The following is a 17985-nucleotide window of genomic DNA, read 5'->3' as shown; positions in this document are numbered from 1 at the left end:
TTACTGTTGGATTAGCATACATACTTGTATCATGCCATTGATGATAAGTGTTACACAGCTTGTTCGTTACTCTTAAGCTTTAATTTTGTATACAAAAAGGCGAGCTAGTTATAAACTCACCTTTTTGATTCTGAGTATACCTCAAGCAGGACTTTCATTACGGAGTTGAAACTGGTCGAGATCTTGCGTTAGAGCCTCAGCCAAATCACTGACCTTACTCATGTCTTTTTTATTTTCATCAGAGATTTCAGCAGCCTCCTGACTTGATTCAGTCAATCGATTCACGTTTGCAGCAATATCCGTCGACACCGTTCTTTGCTGTTCAATTGCACTTGCGAGAGAGTTGATGCGATCGCTGATTGTTGAGAAATTCTCCAATACGCCCTCGATCGACTGAGAAGTCCCACGAGCCTGTGACGAAGCACTATTTGCAAGCTTTTCGGTACGATCTGACAGCTCAGACGATTGTTTAAGACTACGAAATAGCTCTTTCGTCATATCATTAATTTCACTTGCTGATGATTGGGTGCGACTCGCCAGTTGTCTTACTTCATCGGCGACAACCGCAAAGCCACGGCCTTGCTCACCGGCACGTGCTGCCTCTATCGCGGCGTTAAGCGCTAATAAATTTGTCTGTTCGGCCACATCCGTAATCACAGAAAGAAAGTGCTCTATTTGACCGGCGCTATGTTCCACTTTGTCAAACATTTCAGCCGATACCTTTATCGCAGAGACAAGTTCATCAAGTTCTGCCATCATGTCGCTGAGCTCTTGCTGCGATTGTCGTGAGCTCGAATCAATTTGTCCAGCTTCTTCAGAAATAGCTTGGACATCTTCTGAAAGTGATCCAACTGTCGTCGTCATTTCTTCAACGGCTGTAGCAATACTCTCTATCTTCTCGGTTTGAGCTTCGTTTAAAGCAGCCCCCTTTCTGGCGCGTTTCTCTGACGTGTCCGTGAAATTATCTAAAGTATTGGCGGCTTTTTCAATGTTCCGTACAGTGCGGCGAAGCTTTTCTGCTGCATCATTGAGTGAATGCGAGACTTCAGCGAATTCATCACTGTTTTCAGTATCAATTGAGGCTGCCAGATCACCCTGTGCTAACGATTTTGCAAAGCGATTCACTTTTGCAAGTCCAGCTTTGAAACGACGGTCAATAAAAAGTGCTGCTGAGACTGCAATAATAATGTTAAGACCGAACACGATAGGCTCACTGAACCACGACCATTGAAACATCAACGCCCCCGTTAGAGCCACCATGATGATATAGCTGCCTATCGTTACTCCGCGAATTGATACTCGTCCCATTACCTTGTCCCTTCTTTATTGCGTTGTAGTCAGAATAGCACAGTATTTGTACCATCAAAAAAATTCCAAGTTTGCATCAATACTTATTAAAGCATAAAAAACAAGGCATTAAACCATCACAAACAAGACAGCAGGAAGAATCACAAAGGTTGTTATCGCATCTAGCTTATCTAGGAAGAAAGTACAGTATGATTTTTTGCATTCTGCATACACAAAGCAGTCTCTCAGGGAAATAGCTGCATATATAATAACTAGTTAGCATCCTGAAAACGCATTGCAATATGCAACTTCTGAATATTACTCTAATAAATGTTACAATAACTAGGCTAAACCAGCGCTGCGWAATGAACAACTAATCTCAGCGACGCCACCGGCTCACAGCTTGCAAGCCAACGCTGGCAACGGCTCGATAGCGTATAACCAACAGGCCGCTCAAGTGACCAACGGCAAACTCACCGTACCCGCTTGGTCCGTCGCCGTGTTCGAGAAACCTCATCAACCTTAACCCTCATTGGGGGAGTATTGCTCCCCCTTTTTAATCAGCTCTATCCCGCGCGATTCATCTCGGTATAATGCAGCCCTTAGCTTTTTATCGATGAATGGCATTATGGTCAAAAATCTGGTCTCAACCTATCTGAAAGGGATAGCAATGGGCGCCGCTGACGTCGTTCCTGGCGTATCTGGCGGCACCATCGCGTTTATTACTGGCATCTATACACTATTGCTGGAAAGTATTCGGCGTATTACCCCGAGCCTGTTCTCGCTCTGGCGGCGCAAAGGTTTTAAGGCCGTATGGCAACACATCAACGGCACCTTTTTGTGTGTGTTATTAGCCGGAATTTTAAGCAGTATCGCAGGTTTAGCGAAGGGCATTAGTTGGATGCTGGCCAACCATCCCATCCCTCTGTGGTCGTTTTTCTTTGGTCTTATCATTGCGTCAGCACTGCATATCGCCAAACAGCTCCCCGCCCCTAAAATCACGCTAAGAACGGTACTCGCCGCGCTTATCGGTATCGGCTTTGCGTATTGGATCACCGTCGCTAATCCGTTGCAATTGACAGCCAGCCCTCTCACCGTCTTTTTATCCGGCGCCATTGCCATATGCGCCATGATTCTACCGGGGATCTCGGGCAGCTTTATACTGTTACTGCTCGGCATGTATAGCCCGATTCTAGACGCGGTACATCAAGGCCAATGGGATATGCTCGGCTTACTCGCCTTGGGGGCCATCGTCGGCTTATTGAGTTTTTCTCATTTACTGTCCTGGTTATTAGAGCGTTTTTATGCAGTAACACTCGCCTTCCTTACCGGTTTAATGTTAGGCACATTGGGTAAAATTTGGCCTTGGAAACATACTCTTACCTGGCGGACTAACTCATCGGGTGAACAAGTCCCTTTGATGCAAGATAACCTTCTACCGGGCGCGTACGAGGCAATCGTGGGACATCCGGCACAAGTTGGCCTCGCGGTGATTGCCATGATTACGGGCTTTGTGCTGGTATTACTGTTGGAGCGCTTCTCGCCTAAACAGGACTAAACCATGAATGTTTCATCCTCACGCATGCCCGTGAGTCGCCGTTTATTGATCCCCGCCAGTATCATTATGCTGGTGGCGCTTGCGTTTTTTACGCCAACTTGGCTAACCACTTTTGTTGAAAGTGAAAATAGCCCGGCATCCGCATCAACACACTCATCCGTGCTAACAGATGCGTGCGTGCTCAATCAGCAGACTTGCCAGTATAAAGGCTACCAAGCATCACTCGCTGAGCCGACGGTGCGCCCTATGAATGCAAATAGACTGACGGTCATCAGCCCCGAACCACTCGCGCGAGATACCTTACTGGTCAAGCTCAAAGGCGTGGAGATGAACATGGGTGAGTACCGGCTTGCGCTCAAAAAAACTGATGAGCAAACCTACCAAGGAGAATTAATGTTGCCCGTCTGCACAGAAGATAGCATGACATGGGTAGGCACGATTACGCTGGATAACGAAGCAAAAAACCATTTCCCCATTAAAGTACGCATGGAGCGATAATGAGTAAAAAAGCTTGGCTAGTCGCCATTATTGCCGTTTGTGTTGGCTTAGGCGCACGCGCCCTTTATGACAATTACCAACAAACACAACAACAAGCGCAAGCTGGCGCGTTGCAGTCCGATGGCCAGCCTTTCGACCTATATAATGTTGACGATCCCCGACCAAGGATTGTTTATTTCGGCTACACCCATTGCCCTGATGTATGTCCAACATCACTTGCGGTTTTGTCGGCGGCATTAAAGTCGCTGCCAGAGTCGACGCAAAAGGCGGTATCGCCTGTATTTATCACGCTGGATCCAAAACGTGATACCAGCGAAAAAGCCGCCGAGTATGCGCATTTTTTCCATCCTCTAATCACAGGCGTCAGCGGCTCCAAGGCGCAAATTGATCAACTTGCGAAACGCTATGGTGTGTTGTATCGCATTACCGAGCTGGAAGACTCTGCCATGGACTACGCCGTTGACCATAGCTCTTTTTTCTACTTTCTCTCGCCTGATGGCGAGCTTTTGGAAAAAATCCCACACACCTTAAACCCCGACATGCTGGTCGCCGCCGTTCAACGGGTAACTGATAACAATAAGGAATAACAATGAAATTTCTCAAGCCTTTTATTGCCGCTATTGCTTTTATACTGGCTCCCCTAGCGCATGCGCATGGCGAATTTTTTCTTCATGATGCTTATGCGCGCGCGAGTGCTCCTGGTGCGCCCAACAGTGCGGCCTTTATGGTGTTGGATAACCAAAGTAAGGTGCTAAAACGAGTGGTGAGCGCCAGCACACCAGCCGCCAAACGGGTTGAACTGCATGAACACGCCATGGTGGATGGCATGATGGAAATGCGTCAAATCGCGCAAATTTTAGTGCCGAAGGGCGAGCAAGTTATTCTAAAGCCGGGGGGCTTGCATGTGATGCTCTTTGACTTGGTAAAACCTTTAGAGGTTGGGGAACATATTTCACTGACATTAACCACCGCTGATGGCCACACGCTAACCAAGCAAATTCCGGTAAAAACCGTCATGGCTGGCATGAAACATCACAGCGGTAGCGAATAAGAGGCAGTAACGGCGGCCGCAAGATTGTACAAAAAATAGCCAAAAAAGGCGAAAGCGGTCATCTCGTGTTAACTGCGTCAAGGTATGATAGCTAAGTGAAGGGTTGGCAAGCAAAATCTCTTGTTAGCGTCTAAGGTTAGGTGTGGTCACGTCTAAGCGTGATACTTCTAACGTTATGACGATTTTAAACAACAGTCGAGGTTATCTATGAAAATCCGTCCAATGGCTCTAGCTGCGGTCGTATCAAGTGTTTTATTGATAGGCTGTACCAATACCACTGCATTACAACAAAGCGTCAATGATTTATCAGCAAAGGTCGACGCGCTCTCCAATGACGTTTCAATGATGAAAAATGACGTTAGTGAGACGAAAAACACATCAGGCATGGCCTATGATGAAGCCAAACGTGCGAATAAGCGCATTGATAATATGGCGCAGTCATACACAAAATAAGCTTTTAACAACGCTTACTCATCGTTGAAATAAATAGACGCTAAATCGGTAAGCTATCTTAATAAACGGCGCACGATGCGCCGTTTGTTATTTTTTGACTCCCGGGCGATTAACTGACGGGACAAACGTATCTGCTTGAGACGTTGATTGTTGTTCTATCTGTCGCCAGATTTCCTGTTGTGCTGACGTGAGAGAAGCCACCTCAATCGGGAGCCCCTCTTGTACCACTAAAGCCGCTCGGTAACGCTGTGTTGACAGGCCAAAGTGCTTAAATAAAGATAAAATCCTTGGATCCGGTGCTCGGGTGATGCGTTTATCCGCCTCATCAGGCGTATCAGAGAGCGGGCGATGCGCCTCAACCATTACACGTCCATCAGGCTCAAGACTCACTTTGGTCGGAGTATCAATAATACGCACAGGCGTACGAACATCCACGGCATCAAATAACCAAGCAATGTCATTCGGCCGCAAGCGAATACAGCCTGCACTGACCCGTAAGCCAATCCCAAACGATTTATTGGTCCCGTGGATTAAATACTCACCATGCCCATAACCCAAGCGTAACGCATGTTTACCCAGGGGGTTATCAGGGCCGGCGGGTACCACATCGGGCAAGCTGATTCCGCGCGTTTGTCGGTATTCATCTTTAATGCTCTGAGGCGGGGTCCATGTCGGATTTTTTCGCTTTTGACTAATGAAGGTATCCATTTTTGGCGTATCTCGCCCAATCCGTCCAATACCAATGGGAAAGATATGAACACGCCGACGGGTGTTTTTTTCTGTCGATGAAAGAGGCTCTCCGGTTTCGGTAACCGCGGCATCCTGCGCGGGAAAGTAATAAAGGCGAAGCTCAGCCAAGTTAATCACAATCCCTTCATGGGGCGGTTTCGGCAATAAGTACTGCTGAGGTAAACGTATCAAGGTGCCCGCTTCAGGTAAGTAGGGATCCACACCTGGGTTCAGCGCCAATAGCGCTAAAAAACCGACATTATACTGTTTGGCAATGGCTTCAAGGTGTTCGCCCTCTTCAACCTGATGTGTTTCAAGGGATCCGACTAACCGACTTCCGTCCGTGGGTAACAGGTAACTTGCAGCCTGTCCGGTGGGTATATAAAGTATCCATAGCAGCAACCCTACCCGTGTCGAGAGCCGAATCATTGGCCCACGCATCGATAGGCAGTGACTAAAAATAAACACGCGCCCCAGCTGCTCCTTGATATTCACGCTTGGTTTTCCTCTCAATACCGATGACACCCGTCTATCTATCAATAACTTCAAACCCCTGTTTCTCACCAACCTAACACCAAATAGGCTCGCAACAAAAAGCAAATTCTTGCCGGACCTAGGTGCTGCAAGCCGGTCGTTAGCCGCTGGCGTAAAATGGTATACGATGAGAAAGTGCGCACAAAGTAGCGTTTCTCGCTGATTTTTTAGGTGATTTAAGTGATATACTACATACTTTGAACTGGGCGATTTGGCCACAAACGCTGTGTCGATGTTTTGGTAGGAGTAAAACGTTTTTGTTAGATGATCTGGTCTCGCTGGCACTGCGCCAGTTTCAGCAAGATTGTGTCAAGCTGTGCGAACATCACTATCCGACAGTTCACAATCGAGGCATGCGCGATACGCATATGGGTAAAGCGTTAGCGCGTCGCTTGATGCGTGTGCTTGAAGCGCATGATAGACCGGCACAGTTTCATCTTCTCGACGACACTCGCCCTCATAGCCAGACCGTGTACAAACTCCAGTTAGATGACAGCGCGATTTATATCCTTGCGCACCGCTTACTTAGTGGCAATAATGCCTGTCGAGACGCGTTAGTTCGTGATGTAGCTTGGCTACTCAACAACGGTATCACTGACCCTTCTGAGCCTGGACGCGTGATCATTGTGAGCGATCACTGGATTGACCGGACGAACGCGAGTAAAGCCGTTCCCTCATGGTGGTTAGGCCACCAGCCCATTCATGCCGATGCCTATCGAGCGCAAGGTATTCGCCTCGTATCTGCAACCACTAGCCTCTCAGATTCCATTTCTCCCCTCGGGTTAACCGAAGGACGCTATCGTATCTTTCATCCTCTATTTCGGATAAAAGACAGCCTACCACTGCACAAATACTTGCTCATGACAGCGACTTTTTCACTTGGCCTCGAAGAGCACACGACGGTTTAACCGGGCTTGTGCCATATCGATTTAAAGTCAAACCATCCGACGGCATTAGACGCGACATCTTGTAAATCTGGCGTCGCCATGACTCCCATCCAAATATGGAATAACGGGATCATCTGGTGTTCAACCAGGCAACGCGCCAAGGTTTCAGCACAATGATCATCTTGTGTTTCACGCCAACGTCGTGTTTCTGTCTCTATCTTGGTAACAAGCGCATCCGTACAGGCATGTAACACCAAATCATGCGTACCAAGCCAGTTGAATAACCCAACCTGTCCGCGCTCACCGAAGCTCATCGCGCCCAACCAAATATCAATTTTGCGACTGTAACGACCACTAAAATATTCCGCCGGAGATAGCGCTAAAACATTCACCGTGATGCCCTCTTCAGACAAATGTTTGGTTATGGCTTGCGCAATCAACGGGTATAAGGGGTGGTCTGATAAATACGCGACTGTCAAAGAGGTCGGGCCCGGCGCGGTCAGCTCACGCTCCGCTTGCACATAATGCATCCAGCCTGGCATTAATCCATACGCGTTGAATAATCGATACTCCCCCATGCCGTGCGCGGCTAAGCGTGGTAGCAGTTGCAGCGATGACAACTTGGCGTGTAAGTAATCTCGCCACACTGGCTGTTTGGCGAGCCCATCGCGACAATTAAGCAACAGATATCCGGCCCCCTGATCCATTTCGAGTTTTTGACTCAACGTCGTCTGATGACTTGCCAGTCGCTCGGGTGTGAGCGTGGTACTTGGTGTGAGATAACACATGGCTGCTTCGTCGAATACCATAATTTGGATCTCATCGGTCAGTGCGCGATAGCCAAAGTAATCGTCAAATGCTTCCAGCACCAAACGATGCGCTTGCCGTTCAGCCACGCGATACGGGCCTGTCCCCACAGGCTGATAGGCAAATTGCTTATCATGATCACAATCAGCAGGGAGAATTAAAGCTTCAGGGAGGGTGAGCGCATGATCGAAAAGAGGATCCGGGCAAGAGAGGTGAATATCAATCATTCTTGGCCCAGGTGATGTCACACTTGCCACATGGGCGAAAAAGCGCCGAGTCGCGAGGTTGGAAAGACTAGCAATGACATCATGCTCCGTCATCAAGCGCCCATCATGGAACCGAACACCCGGTCGCAAGTAAAAGCGCCATTGGCTTGCGGATATGGCATCCCAATGATGCGCTAAATCGGCAACGACAATGCGATCATTGCCCCGATAGCGCACTAGGCCGTTAAATATTTGTCCCACCAAGTGCTGTTCTGAGCGGCGCAGTGGTCCACGTGGATCAAGTTCTTCTAATTGACGGTAATAAGGCAAACGCACAATTTGACGGCCATTTTGCGTACTCGGCCCCATTTGCTTTTGAATCAAGGTGACCAGCTTGGTGGAATCGTGATCCAAGCAGGCTAAAGCCTGATCGATTTTACCTTGTGTAAGCCATTGCGCCGCCTGCTCTTCGCGCAATGCCGATTCACTGCGTAAGAAGGTTAAACGTGACAACTTGCCTCGCCCAACAGAGGGTTGCCATGTTAACCAACCATGCTCCTCTAACTTACTCAAGACCATCCGCGCATTGCGCCGCGTGCACACGAGGATGTCGGCGATCGCTTGTAACGCTGTATCTGTATCTTCGCCGTTAAAGTGGTGATAAAGGCGGGTAAATTGTGCACGCAGTCGCTGACCAGACATAAAAGAGGAACTCAATCATCGCAATAAATGGGGTTTCTATTTCCTATTTTACGCAACTCAGTACATGACGTCTGCTCATATTTAAATCACTCACACTTAAGCTGTGATCTCTAGCAGGCTATATTGGCGGGCATTGGCGAGGGGCGGTTTGTTCTAGACGCCGACTCGGTTATGATACGTTTCCTTTGTAGGCAATGAAAAGGGTGTTTATGAACGCGCCGGCAATTATTTCCCATTTTGATATCAAACAACGTTGGATGGCTTGTCATGTCAAACAAGCTCAGTTTCCAACCCAAGAAAGCCTCACCGGCTATGATATCTATCACGCCGCCACTCAGTCACCTGAACCCTTCGTTATGCCTGCGGCCCCAGCCACTCATCCATTAACGCTTTACTGGGTTGATAGCCATCCACTAATGATCCAATACGCCAAGCTTCAAGCCAAACAGTGGCCAGAATCAGATCATGCAAACATGCTGGCATACTTCGCACAATTAGCGCTTCAAGATGGCGTAGAAGTCGCTGAGGCCGGCGTTTCTTTATGCATTGGCACCCAAAATGGTGAAACCTGCGCCGCCGCCATGCGGGTCGACACTCAAGAAAACGGCCAGCCGATAAGCGGTATTTATGATGTGATTGCACCCACTGACGACGCCCGCGCACAACTTCTACGCGCAATGATGGAGGCGACTGACGACAACCACCAATGGGTGATTGCGCGTTAAGCAATCATGACACATTGAGCGTTACTTTCGTCGCGATTGTACCTACTTGCGTCAATGACTCGACGTTTTGATTGATGCTCATCTTGGCGCTTTATCATGGCGAATCAAAGGCTTAACGACGTTGTCTAAGCCTTCGACCTTGAGTGCCAAGCACAATTGCATCAAGTCACCGAGCTCGCCGTCGGGGAATTCCGCTTTGTTTTGAAACCACAGTAAGTATTCTTCAGGCAGATCAATCAATACACGGCCGGCGTATTTGCCAAACGGCATGGGCATGTTGGCCAATTTAATCAGTTGCGCTTTGTCCATGAAGGGGTCCTACCCGATTACGCTGTGGCTTGCTGGGTGCTATCACGTTGCTGAGCAATCATCTCAAGGAGCATGGTTTCTCGTACCAACGATTGGCCCGCTTTGTCGCTGTTTGCCATCACCGCTTTGTTATGCGCAATCGCGTGATCCAAACGTACCCATACCGGGCGCATCCCATTATGTCGCTCATAATGTTCAAATGTCGGCGTTCCAAGCTCACGATCCACCTGGCAATAAAAACAGTAAGAGAGCATGTGCATCACATCGGCGCCGTCGCGATGCCAAGGACGATATTCCTCAAAACAGCCAAACGGTTCAATATCCCGGATACCTCGAGCACCCGTCTCTTCTTGCAGTTCGCGGATCATGCCTTGCTCTTGGGTTTCCCCTTGGTCAATTCCGCCACCGGGTAACGAATAATCATCATAGCGTGCGGTATACATCAGTAAGATCTCATCACCCTGCAAAACAATCGCGCGTGCTGCATCACGCTTGATAACGGTTTTACTCTCTAGCGGTAGCACCCGCTCATCTGTATGTTTGGCAATAATCTGCATAAAACGCTCAGAAAGATAGATATTAAGCGCGAGAGTATATCACACATAGCGCATCACAGAGCTACTGGTCTTGTCCGCACAGAAACTTAATTTTCTCCGCATTTAAATAGCGTGGGTACGCCCTTTGAGCAATACTGTTTCCGATATTCATATCGGGATGATGATGCAGGAAGGGCAATCTAGGATGTTGCAAAAAATTAGTATACAGCAGCTAACCCTTGGCATGTATGTTGAACACATCGAAACTGAACACTCCCGCACACGCATGGCAAAGCCTGGCTATGTGCGTCGACCTGAAACGATTGAAAAGCTGCGTCAAAGTGGGGTGCAGCATATTTGGGTTGATGCGGACCAACTGTTAAACTTGGATGAGATCCACTACAAAGGCCCTTTGGTCAGAGGGAAGTATGCCGCGACAGGCGCGGATATGGATAAAGCCCGAGAATTAATCGATGCCTCAAAACAACAGCTTTGTCGGTTATTAAAAGATATCTACGCCAATAAGCCTATCGATATGACGCCTATCGAGGATTTAGGGCTCAGTATTGTTGATAATATTTTTGAACGACAGCACGCTGTTGCCTGGATCAGTGGTATTCGAGATAAAAGTGCCTACTTGATGGAGCACTCGCTTAACGTCGCGTTTTTGCTGGTTAATTTTGGTAAGCATTTAGGATTCGAACACCATACTTTACAAGAGTTGGCTGTGGGTGGAATTGTGCACGATATTGGTAAAGTATTAGTTGCCGATGAGGTTTTGAATAAGCCTGGCAAACTGACCGCTGAAGAATTCGATCACATGAAGCTCCATCAGGTCTTTTCTCAACCGGTGTTAGACAGTATTCCCGATTTATCGCAAACCGCACGTGATGTCAGTTTGATGCATCATGAAAAGCTTGATGGCAATGGCTACCCTAACGGATTACAAGGTGAAGAAATACATACGATTGGCCGCATGAGTGGCATTGTCGATATCTATGATGCGCTCACCGCCGATCGTTGCTATAAGCGAGCCATGTCACCGTCAGAAGCGTTTAAAATCATGATGGGACTGACTCCGTTTCATTTGGATCCCACTTTGTTGCGTGCGTTTATTCAGTGTATTGGCTTTTATCCGATTGGTTCGTTAGTGGAACTTGTCGATGGGCGTATTGGTTTAGTGTGGCAAGAGAACCTTGATGACATCACGCGTCCAGTTGTGAAAACCTTCTACTCCGTGCGCAGTAACCATTTTCGCGAGGTGGAGTATATCGACTTGGGTAGGCGCCACGATCTGCGCATCGCACGCGCTACCAGTGAAGGGGCACTAGATATCTGTGTCGACGCATTTCGTTAATCCTGTGACGTCGCAGGCGCTTTTGCGTATACTGCCCCGCCTCAGTGACCATTTTGGCCAAAGGTTGTTTTGGCCAAAGGCTGTGTTTCACCAAAGACTGTGGCTTTGCTAAATAAACGATAGAGAGAAAACAATGAGAGTATGCGCGGTTGATCTAAAAGGCAACGAAGCCAACCTGGTATTGCTAGATAGCGAGAATGACCTTTTTTCGGTACCTGATTGTCGAGCAAAGAAAATCAATGTGCCATCACCCGAATCACAAGAAAGCATTCAACATTTCCACCGCACCATGAGCAAGCTGGTCGAAGACTATCAAGTAGAAAAGATTGTGATCCGCGAGCGTCAAACTAAGGGTAAATTCGCCGGAAGCAGTGCGGGCTTTAAAATGGAAGCGGTCTTGCAGCTTATCGATGGGGTTGAAGCAGAAGTGCTGCCTAATAACATCATGAAGCAAACACTCAAACGCCACCCGATCGATGTCAATCTAAAAGAATTGGGCTTAAAGCAGTTTCAAGAGCATGCGTTCTTAACAGCCTGCGCCTATTGCAATCAAGATAAGAAGTAATCATCGACCACAGGGATGTGTCATGCCAGTTATCCGATATCCATCGCCATTAGGCATGCTGACATTAGAAGCGGATACCAATGGGCTCACGGGGCTATACTTGCCTCGCCGAGCACCGTCATCCTCAGCGGCAAGCATCGCGCCCGACGGTGACCCCATACTGGATGAAGCATGCCGTCAACTAGATCAATATTTTGCAGGAAAGCGGCAGGCATTTTCTCTGCCACTTACCCCGCATGGTACATCGTTTCAACGCCGCGTGTGGGCCGCTTTGCAAACCATTCCGTATGGGCACACTGCCAGCTATCAGACCATTTCCAATGCCATCGGCAATCCAAAAGCCAACCAAGCGGTGGGCGGCGCGAATGGCAAAAACCCGATTTCTATCATCATTCCTTGCCACCGTATCATTGGCCGCCAAGGGCAATTAATTGGCTACGGGGGCGGCCTCGCGGCCAAACAAGCCTTGTTAATCTGGGAAGCGACTGGCGAATGGCCAACCAAGCTCCCCAGTCCGCAAAGTGGCAAAGATAAAGCCTTTGGCGCGTGGCTACGCCGCTAACGCTTTAATCAGTCGCTCTGGCGTGAGTTGAAAACCGCAGTGCAGGTAAAAGCTTTGCGCATCGGCTTTGTGATAACTTGGGACCACTTCAATCTGATCACACCCTCTTGCCAATAAATAGGTCTCCGCGGCACTGAGCAACTGTCGGCCGAGGGTCATATCCCGAAAGTGCTCATCTACCATAATGGTGCTGATACGCCCTAAATGGTTGGATTTATCCAGTTGTAAGATCACGTTGAATGCCACCACGCCTGCCACCAATCCACATAGTTCTGCGACTAAGACATTAGCATCCTCTGCGTGAATCAAGTCGGTGAGCGTTTTCTTCATTTGACTCAACGAAAGGGGATCAGGCTGACAGCGCACACACAAGGCGCAAATAGCATCAATATCGTGAAGGGTTGCCGGTCTAATCATGGTATCTTCCTTGGTTGCCGAGGATAACTCTGTAACATTTGCGATGGGCTAGGCCATTGCATGGTAGCCCAGCCCCAAAACGATAAAGCGACGATTACTGTGCCTGTGCCATTTGCCCGCCTTTGACACGTGAAAGGGTGACACGACGGTCAAAGAAAAAGCCCTCATTGCTGGCTTGATCGGCCAGTGGCTGACTGTCGCCATAGGCAATCGTATCTAACTGATTCGCGCTAACCCCGACTGACACCAAGTAATCTCTCACCGCCTGTACACGGCGTTCAGACAGATCTTGATTGTAAGATTGACGTCCACGCGGATCCGCGTAACCGGCTAACTGCCACTGTGCCTCGGGCATTTGTTGGATAAAATTCGCTAATTCATCCAGCTGAATCATAAAGTGAGGTTCAATCTCGGCCGAGCTGGTTCGAAACTGAATATTCATCGCCAAGTCTATGTCCTCAATAGAATGTTGCTCTGCACGCAGGCGGGCAAGCTCTAACTGCGCCTCATTATATTTTTGCGTGACAAGGCTCAGTTGCGTATTTTTCGCATTCATGGTTTCAATCGTATCTTGCTGCTCAGTCGCAAGAGTTTCAAAACTCGCATTTTGCCCCATCACTGTGCCTATGATGGCGCCAGCCACCGCACCGACCGGTCCTGCGACCACTGCACCAGCAATAGCACCGCTGCCCATACCGATCAGTTCTGGCTTTTTGTCTCGCTCGACTTGCGTGGCGGCCATGCCTTGTGGTGTTGCAACAACAAACATAGAAACCACAAATACAGAATGTGTGAGTGCTTTTTTAATATCCATAGTGTTCTCGTCCTCGAAAGAGTGGGTGTTGTGCCGTGCTGGCAATGAGGACATTAAAACAAGCGGATCAGGCAATTTACGGCTATAAAAATGGCAATGTGACGATCAATAATGGCAAAAATATGGCAATTGCGCGGAATCCGGCAAAAGGGGTTTTCTCTGCGCTGAGTTTGGGTATAGTCACTGCAACACTCGTGACCTATCCCGTACCATGAAGCAGATAGCAATTGTTGAAGATGAAGCCGCCATTCGCGATAACTATGCCGATGTGATTCGTCGCCAAGGCTATCAGGTTAATACCTACGCCGATCGTCCATCCGCCCAAACCGCTTTTGAGCAGCGGCTACCTGATTTAGCCATTATTGATATTGGTTTAGGCAATGAAATTGATGGCGGCTTTGCGCTATGCCAAGCATTACGCGCACTATCAGCGACCGTGCCCATTATTTTTCTGACCGCGCGTGATAGTGATATCGATACCGTGGTGGGATTGCGGATGGGAGCAGACGATTATTTAACCAAAGATGTGTCGCTCCCGCATTTGATGGCGCGTATTGCCGCTTTGTTTCGCCGTAGCGATCTCTTAGCACAAGCACCGTCGACAGAAGACAAACGCTTGCAATCTGGGCCGCTCTATCTCGATCTTGATCGTATGCGTGTGTACTGGCATGACCAGCTGATTGATCTTACCGTGACTGAATTTTGGATGGTCCATGCCCTGGTTAAACGCCCGGGACACGTGAAGAGCCGACAAGCTTTAATGGATGAGGCACATGCTGTTGTGGATGACAGTACCATTACCTCGCACATTAAGCGGATTCGGAAGAAGTTTATGGCCATTGATAACCAGTTTGACTGTATTCGAACGGTCTATGGCATGGGGTATCGCTGGGATGAGGCACCAATATAATGGCAAGATGGCGTCGGCTAACTCAAGGTTTATGGCCTTATTTGGTCGGGATCCGGACTAAAATTGTCGTGCTCTCTAGCTTTTTATTGCTCTTGCCTTACCTGGGTTATCAATATGTCTGGGAGATGGAAAGCGTCTTACGTCAGGGCCAAGAACAAACTCTGATGGGCACAGCTCGCGCATTTGCAATGGGGATGAACGACCGACCGGCACTTTTCACTCATCGTCACTCACCAACGCGCCTCGATCCAGGTAAAGATTTGCATGCTTTTCGGCTTACCCACCCCATTACTCTGGATGGTGATCTACGCGAGTGGCAACGCTATCAGCAGCATCAGCGCAACTATCAGCGTGACGGGTTAATTTTCAATCAACGCCCCTATCACAGCGAGCAACTATCCCTGTCGGTACTGACAGCAAGCAATGACCACGCCGTCTACTTAGCGCTCGATATTGTCGATGCGACCCCCACCCCTTCGCAAGATCAGAGCGATCTCACCAGTCAGGATCATCTTATTGTTGCACTAACCTCTCCCCAAGGCGCGTTTTACCGCGTGGCCCTCAGCCAAGATCCACGCTCACGCGATGCCCATGTGACACATTTAGCAAGTGGATTGCCTGTAAAGTCCAATCAACATGAAACTGAGGGGCCGACGCAACCTTTACCCATTGCCGCCAAATGGCGTACGACAGACACTGGCTATCAGGTTGAGATAAAACTTCCATCAGATTGGGTGGGTCAACAACTCGGGCTGGCCTACTACGATCTGGACGATAGTTTCGAGCGCCCATTACGTGCCATTATTGGCACAGCCTCCACACGCACACCGACGTCACTTGGCAGTTTTATGACCCCCTCTGCCGCGATTCAAACTCTTATTGAACGCATGAATAATGACGCGTCGCGCGTTTGGGTCGTAGATACACATAGCCGAGTGCTTGCTAAAGATGGCGATATCCAAACCTCAAACGGTGTCTGGCAGTCATCATCGGCGCCACAAACGCGCCACGGATTGATTACTTGGCTTACCGATACACTGCTCCGCCCTTGGTACGATCGCTTGTTAGTGACACCACCTGATCATTTTATCGATGCGATGCAACAAGCTTCTATTTACAAAGGTGTACAGGCACAGCAGGCACTACAAGGGCGCCCTTATGCAGGGTGGCGCAGTTCGGATGATGGCCAAGCTATGATTCTCTCCGCCGCCTATCCCATTTGGCTCAACAATGACGTCGCGGGCGCGGTGATCGTTGAAGAAACCACCAATGGCATTCGCAGTTTACGTAATGACGCTCTCGAAACGCTTTTCTCGGTGATGCTCGCGGTGATCTGCACGGGCGTTTTATTGCTGTTGTTATTTGGCTCGCACATTGCTAAGCGTTTACGTCGCTTACAACATGAAGCGGATCACGCCATTGACAGCCAAGGACGCGTCACAGGCGCCATCACAACCGCAGACAGCCAAGATGAAATTGGTCGCCTGTCACGCACCATTGCCGATATGGTCGGACGCATTGCTGGCTATAATCAGTATCTAGAGAAAATGGCCTCGCGCCTGTCCCATGAGTTACGTACGCCCATTGCCGTCGTACGATCCTCGCTTGAAAATATGGCGTACACCCAAACCGATCCCAGCCAGCTTACTTATATCAATCGCGCTCAAGATGGGGTTCAACGCCTTGCCGGCATTTTATCAACGCTAACCGAAGCGACGCGTCTAGAACAAAGCTTTGACAACGCCGATAAAGAGCGTGTTAACCTCAATGCACTGCTAGATGGATGCACTCAAGGGTATCGACTGGCGTATCCAGAAAAGACGTTCGCGCTGACGCTCCCTGAACAGATCATCACGCTTGAAGGTGTCCCCGATTATTTGGCGCAGTTGCTCGACAAATTGATCGCCAACGCGGTGGAATTTGACGACGGTGCGGCGCCCATTACGCTTGCGCTTAGCGTGCATGCTGACAAGGTGACCATGACCGTCACTAATACCGGGCCACTGCTTCCGAGTGATATGCGCACACAGCTCTTTCACTCTATGGTGAGTGTTCGACCCGCTCATCACGGCACCGATAAACCTCATCTCGGTTTAGGCCTCTATATCGCGCGTCTTATTGCCGATTTTCATCAAGCTCAACTCACCGCGGCTCACCGTCCGCAACAAGATGGCGTGACACTGTCACTTACATGGTCAATCACACAGATAACAACCCATTGATTGATCTAAAACGCATTGGCCCCAATACTGAACCGAACAGCCTTGTCGCGATCAGAGCCAATTCATTAGCCTGGTGGCGAATAAATCTCCTACCGATAAAGCAAGGAGCAACGATGATTGAATTTTATTCTGCTGCGACCCCGAACGGTCAAAAGGTCGCAATTGCACTGGAAGAAATGGGATTGGCCTATCAGCTCCATCCCATTGATTTAATGGCTAACGAACAAAAACAACCTGACTTTCTCGCCATTAATCCCAATGGGCGTATTCCTGCGATTGTCGATAAAAGTCATGGCGATTTTCCAGTCTTTGAGTCTGGGGCAATTTTGCTTTATCTCGCGGAAAAAACAGGGCAGTTTTTACCTGAAGATCCTAAGGCGCGCTCACAAGCGATACAGTGGTTGATGTTTCAAATGGGGGGCGTTGGACCCATGATGGGGCAAGCGAATGTCTTCTATCGTTATTTCCCAGAGAACATCCCCGCAGCCATTGAACGCTATCAAAAAGAGGGGCGCCGCCTGCTTGAGGTTGTTGACCATCAGTTGCAACGTCACTCTTACCTTGCCGGTGATAGCTATACGATCGCTGATATGGCCACGTGGCCTTGGGCAAGAATTCATGCATGGAGTGGTATTGATGTCACTGGACTCGACGCGTTAAAAGCCTGGATCGATAAACTGGCTGAACGCCCGGCGTGCCAAACCGCGTTAGTCACCCCAGCGTCCGCCGAAGCCAGTGATGAAGAGCGTGCCCAGCAAGCCAGAGGCATGGTGACACGTTAAACAACGCGATATACTCAAAACAAAGAGCCATAACAAGGTAACGGGTAGCCAGCCGGACTGTCCGTTACCTTCCC

At 48.9% G+C, this 17985-nt stretch carries 21 protein-coding genes; 14 read left to right on the top strand and 7 right to left on the bottom strand.

What is annotated here, in order from left to right; all coding sequences use genetic code 11:
• Nucleotides 1–141: 141 nt before the first annotated feature.
• A complete protein-coding gene (locus BZG81_RS11455; RefSeq protein WP_077677425.1) occupies nucleotides 142–1308 on the bottom strand; it encodes a methyl-accepting chemotaxis protein in 1167 nt (388 codons plus the stop codon).
• A gap of 607 nt (nucleotides 1309–1915) precedes the next feature.
• Here BZG81_RS11455 and BZG81_RS11450 point away from each other — a divergent pair.
• The 5 genes from BZG81_RS11450 (at nucleotide 1916) to BZG81_RS11430 (ending at nucleotide 4847) form a co-directional block, all read left to right on the top strand.
• A complete protein-coding gene (locus BZG81_RS11450; RefSeq protein WP_077677424.1) occupies nucleotides 1916–2845 on the top strand; it encodes a DUF368 domain-containing protein in 930 nt (309 codons plus the stop codon).
• Between the two features lie 3 nt (nucleotides 2846–2848).
• Nucleotides 2849–3343 carry a hypothetical protein gene (locus BZG81_RS11445; protein WP_077461356.1) on the top strand — a complete coding sequence of 165 codons (495 nt, stop codon included), beginning with the start codon at nucleotides 2849–2851 and terminating at the stop codon, nucleotides 3341–3343.
• Nucleotides 3343–3930: an SCO family protein gene (locus BZG81_RS11440; RefSeq protein ID WP_021023888.1), complete on the top strand. Its 588-nt coding sequence runs from the start codon at nucleotides 3343–3345 to the stop codon at nucleotides 3928–3930. The genes BZG81_RS11445 and BZG81_RS11440 overlap by 1 nt, the downstream gene beginning before the upstream one ends.
• Nucleotides 3931–3932: 2 nt before the next feature.
• Entirely contained in the window at nucleotides 3933–4394 is a 462-nt protein-coding gene (locus BZG81_RS11435; protein ID WP_077461358.1) for a copper chaperone PCu(A)C, read from the top strand.
• 207 nt (nucleotides 4395–4601) lie between these two features.
• The gene (locus tag BZG81_RS11430) at nucleotides 4602–4847 is read left to right on the top strand and encodes an Lpp/OprI family alanine-zipper lipoprotein (protein ID WP_077677423.1); all 246 of its coding nucleotides are present in this window, start codon (nucleotides 4602–4604) and stop codon (nucleotides 4845–4847) included.
• A gap of 87 nt (nucleotides 4848–4934) precedes the next feature.
• Here the strand turns inward: BZG81_RS11430 and BZG81_RS11425 are convergent, their stop codons facing one another.
• A complete protein-coding gene (locus BZG81_RS11425; protein WP_077677435.1) occupies nucleotides 4935–6005 on the bottom strand; it encodes a L,D-transpeptidase family protein in 1071 nt (356 codons plus the stop codon).
• A gap of 362 nt (nucleotides 6006–6367) precedes the next feature.
• Here BZG81_RS11425 and BZG81_RS11420 point away from each other — a divergent pair, with 362 nt between their 5' ends.
• Nucleotides 6368–7018, top strand: coding sequence for a hypothetical protein (locus tag BZG81_RS11420; protein ID WP_077677422.1), 651 nt, complete (start codon nucleotides 6368–6370; stop codon nucleotides 7016–7018).
• Here the strand turns inward: BZG81_RS11420 and BZG81_RS11415 are convergent.
• The gene (locus tag BZG81_RS11415) at nucleotides 7015–8712 is read right to left on the bottom strand and encodes an SgrR family transcriptional regulator (protein WP_077677421.1); all 1698 of its coding nucleotides are present in this window, start codon (nucleotides 8710–8712) and stop codon (nucleotides 7015–7017) included. The two genes, BZG81_RS11420 and BZG81_RS11415, sit on opposite strands and share 4 nt — an antisense overlap.
• A 209-nt stretch (nucleotides 8713–8921) precedes the next feature.
• On the opposite strand from BZG81_RS11415, the gene BZG81_RS11410 reads away from it, so the two are divergent.
• A complete protein-coding gene (locus BZG81_RS11410; protein ID WP_077677420.1) occupies nucleotides 8922–9437 on the top strand; it encodes a hypothetical protein in 516 nt (171 codons plus the stop codon).
• 78 nt (nucleotides 9438–9515) lie between these two features.
• On the opposite strand, the gene BZG81_RS11405 is transcribed toward BZG81_RS11410, so the two are convergent.
• Both BZG81_RS11405 and BZG81_RS11400 read right to left on the bottom strand, forming a co-directional pair.
• Entirely contained in the window at nucleotides 9516–9746 is a 231-nt protein-coding gene (locus BZG81_RS11405; RefSeq protein ID WP_077576917.1) for a DUF3820 family protein, read from the bottom strand.
• A 17-nt stretch (nucleotides 9747–9763) separates the two neighbouring features.
• Entirely contained in the window at nucleotides 9764–10303 is a 540-nt protein-coding gene (locus BZG81_RS11400) for an NUDIX hydrolase (RefSeq protein WP_077461362.1), read from the bottom strand.
• Between the two features lie 124 nt (nucleotides 10304–10427).
• Between BZG81_RS11400 and BZG81_RS11395 the strand changes: the two genes are divergently transcribed.
• The 3 genes from BZG81_RS11395 to BZG81_RS11385 all read left to right on the top strand — a co-directional run bounded on the left by BZG81_RS11395 (nucleotide 10428) and on the right by BZG81_RS11385 (nucleotide 12766).
• Nucleotides 10428–11639: an HD-GYP domain-containing protein gene (locus BZG81_RS11395; RefSeq protein ID WP_241827387.1), complete on the top strand. Its 1212-nt coding sequence runs from the start codon at nucleotides 10428–10430 to the stop codon at nucleotides 11637–11639.
• A gap of 133 nt (nucleotides 11640–11772) precedes the next feature.
• A complete protein-coding gene (locus BZG81_RS11390; RefSeq protein ID WP_025740445.1) occupies nucleotides 11773–12204 on the top strand; it encodes a DUF3010 family protein in 432 nt (143 codons plus the stop codon).
• Between the two features lie 22 nt (nucleotides 12205–12226).
• Nucleotides 12227–12766 carry a methylated-DNA--[protein]-cysteine S-methyltransferase gene (locus BZG81_RS11385; protein ID WP_077677419.1) on the top strand — a complete coding sequence of 180 codons (540 nt, stop codon included), beginning with the start codon at nucleotides 12227–12229 and terminating at the stop codon, nucleotides 12764–12766.
• Here the strand turns inward: BZG81_RS11385 and BZG81_RS11380 are convergent.
• Complete coding sequence (locus BZG81_RS11380) at nucleotides 12755–13183, bottom strand: GNAT family N-acetyltransferase (RefSeq protein ID WP_021022999.1); 429 nt, start codon at nucleotides 13181–13183, stop codon at nucleotides 12755–12757. The genes BZG81_RS11385 and BZG81_RS11380 overlap by 12 nt on opposite strands.
• A 94-nt stretch (nucleotides 13184–13277) precedes the next feature.
• A complete protein-coding gene (gene pdsO / locus BZG81_RS11375) occupies nucleotides 13278–13997 on the bottom strand; it encodes a sortase-associated OmpA-like protein PdsO (protein WP_158011843.1) in 720 nt (239 codons plus the stop codon).
• A 44-nt stretch (nucleotides 13998–14041) separates the two neighbouring features.
• Here pdsO and BZG81_RS15615 point away from each other — a divergent pair, with 44 nt between their 5' ends.
• The 4 genes from BZG81_RS15615 to BZG81_RS11360 all read left to right on the top strand — a co-directional run bounded on the left by BZG81_RS15615 (nucleotide 14042) and on the right by BZG81_RS11360 (nucleotide 17911).
• Entirely contained in the window at nucleotides 14042–14212 is a 171-nt protein-coding gene (locus BZG81_RS15615; protein WP_158011444.1) for a hypothetical protein, read from the top strand.
• Nucleotides 14209–14907, top strand: a complete 699-nt coding sequence (pdsR, locus tag BZG81_RS11370) for a proteobacterial dedicated sortase system response regulator (RefSeq protein WP_077461367.1) — start codon at nucleotides 14209–14211, stop codon at nucleotides 14905–14907. Before BZG81_RS15615 ends, pdsR begins: the two co-directional genes overlap by 4 nt.
• Nucleotides 14907–17129 (top strand): proteobacterial dedicated sortase system histidine kinase, encoded by a 2223-nt coding sequence (gene pdsS, locus BZG81_RS11365; protein WP_077677417.1) that lies wholly within the window; start codon nucleotides 14907–14909, stop codon nucleotides 17127–17129. The genes pdsR and pdsS overlap by 1 nt, the downstream gene beginning before the upstream one ends.
• Nucleotides 17130–17242: 113 nt before the next feature.
• Complete coding sequence (locus BZG81_RS11360) at nucleotides 17243–17911, top strand: glutathione S-transferase family protein (RefSeq protein WP_021022995.1); 669 nt, start codon at nucleotides 17243–17245, stop codon at nucleotides 17909–17911.
• Nucleotides 17912–17985: the final 74 nt, after the last annotated feature.

This window comes from Salinivibrio sp. MA607 (genome assembly GCF_001996245.1).
GTDB lineage: Bacteria > Pseudomonadota > Gammaproteobacteria > Enterobacterales > Vibrionaceae > Salinivibrio > Salinivibrio costicola.
This window is presented reverse-complemented; position numbering and strand designations above follow the sequence as displayed.

Bases quoted from the DNA above. Each gene is read 5' to 3' on its own strand.
- BZG81_RS11440 (WP_021023888.1), top strand. From the start codon at position 3,343: ATGAGTAAAAAAGCTTGGCTAGTCGCCATTATTGCCGTTTGTGTTGGC.
- BZG81_RS11385 (WP_077677419.1), top strand. From the start codon at position 12,227: ATGCCAGTTATCCGATATCCATCGCCATTAGGCATGCTGACATTAGAA.
- BZG81_RS11445 (WP_077461356.1), top strand. From the start codon at position 2,849: ATGAATGTTTCATCCTCACGCATGCCCGTGAGTCGCCGTTTATTGATC.
- pdsO (WP_158011843.1), bottom strand. From the start codon at position 13,997: ATGGATATTAAAAAAGCACTCACACATTCTGTATTTGTGGTTTCTATG.
- pdsR (WP_077461367.1), top strand. From the start codon at position 14,209: ATGAAGCAGATAGCAATTGTTGAAGATGAAGCCGCCATTCGCGATAAC.
- BZG81_RS11430 (WP_077677423.1), top strand. From the start codon at position 4,602: ATGAAAATCCGTCCAATGGCTCTAGCTGCGGTCGTATCAAGTGTTTTA.
- BZG81_RS15615 (WP_158011444.1), top strand. From the start codon at position 14,042: ATGAGGACATTAAAACAAGCGGATCAGGCAATTTACGGCTATAAAAAT.
- BZG81_RS11405 (WP_077576917.1), bottom strand. From the start codon at position 9,746: ATGGACAAAGCGCAACTGATTAAATTGGCCAACATGCCCATGCCGTTT.
- BZG81_RS11455 (WP_077677425.1), bottom strand. From the start codon at position 1,308: ATGGGACGAGTATCAATTCGCGGAGTAACGATAGGCAGCTATATCATC.
- BZG81_RS11450 (WP_077677424.1), top strand. From the start codon at position 1,916: ATGGTCAAAAATCTGGTCTCAACCTATCTGAAAGGGATAGCAATGGGC.
- BZG81_RS11410 (WP_077677420.1), top strand. From the start codon at position 8,922: ATGAACGCGCCGGCAATTATTTCCCATTTTGATATCAAACAACGTTGG.
- BZG81_RS11360 (WP_021022995.1), top strand. From the start codon at position 17,243: ATGATTGAATTTTATTCTGCTGCGACCCCGAACGGTCAAAAGGTCGCA.
- BZG81_RS11425 (WP_077677435.1), bottom strand. From the start codon at position 6,005: ATGATTCGGCTCTCGACACGGGTAGGGTTGCTGCTATGGATACTTTAT.
- BZG81_RS11435 (WP_077461358.1), top strand. From the start codon at position 3,933: ATGAAATTTCTCAAGCCTTTTATTGCCGCTATTGCTTTTATACTGGCT.
- BZG81_RS11380 (WP_021022999.1), bottom strand. From the start codon at position 13,183: ATGATTAGACCGGCAACCCTTCACGATATTGATGCTATTTGCGCCTTG.
- BZG81_RS11390 (WP_025740445.1), top strand. From the start codon at position 11,773: ATGAGAGTATGCGCGGTTGATCTAAAAGGCAACGAAGCCAACCTGGTA.
- BZG81_RS11400 (WP_077461362.1), bottom strand. From the start codon at position 10,303: ATGCAGATTATTGCCAAACATACAGATGAGCGGGTGCTACCGCTAGAG.
- pdsS (WP_077677417.1), top strand. From the start codon at position 14,907: ATGGCAAGATGGCGTCGGCTAACTCAAGGTTTATGGCCTTATTTGGTC.
- BZG81_RS11415 (WP_077677421.1), bottom strand. From the start codon at position 8,712: ATGTCTGGTCAGCGACTGCGTGCACAATTTACCCGCCTTTATCACCAC.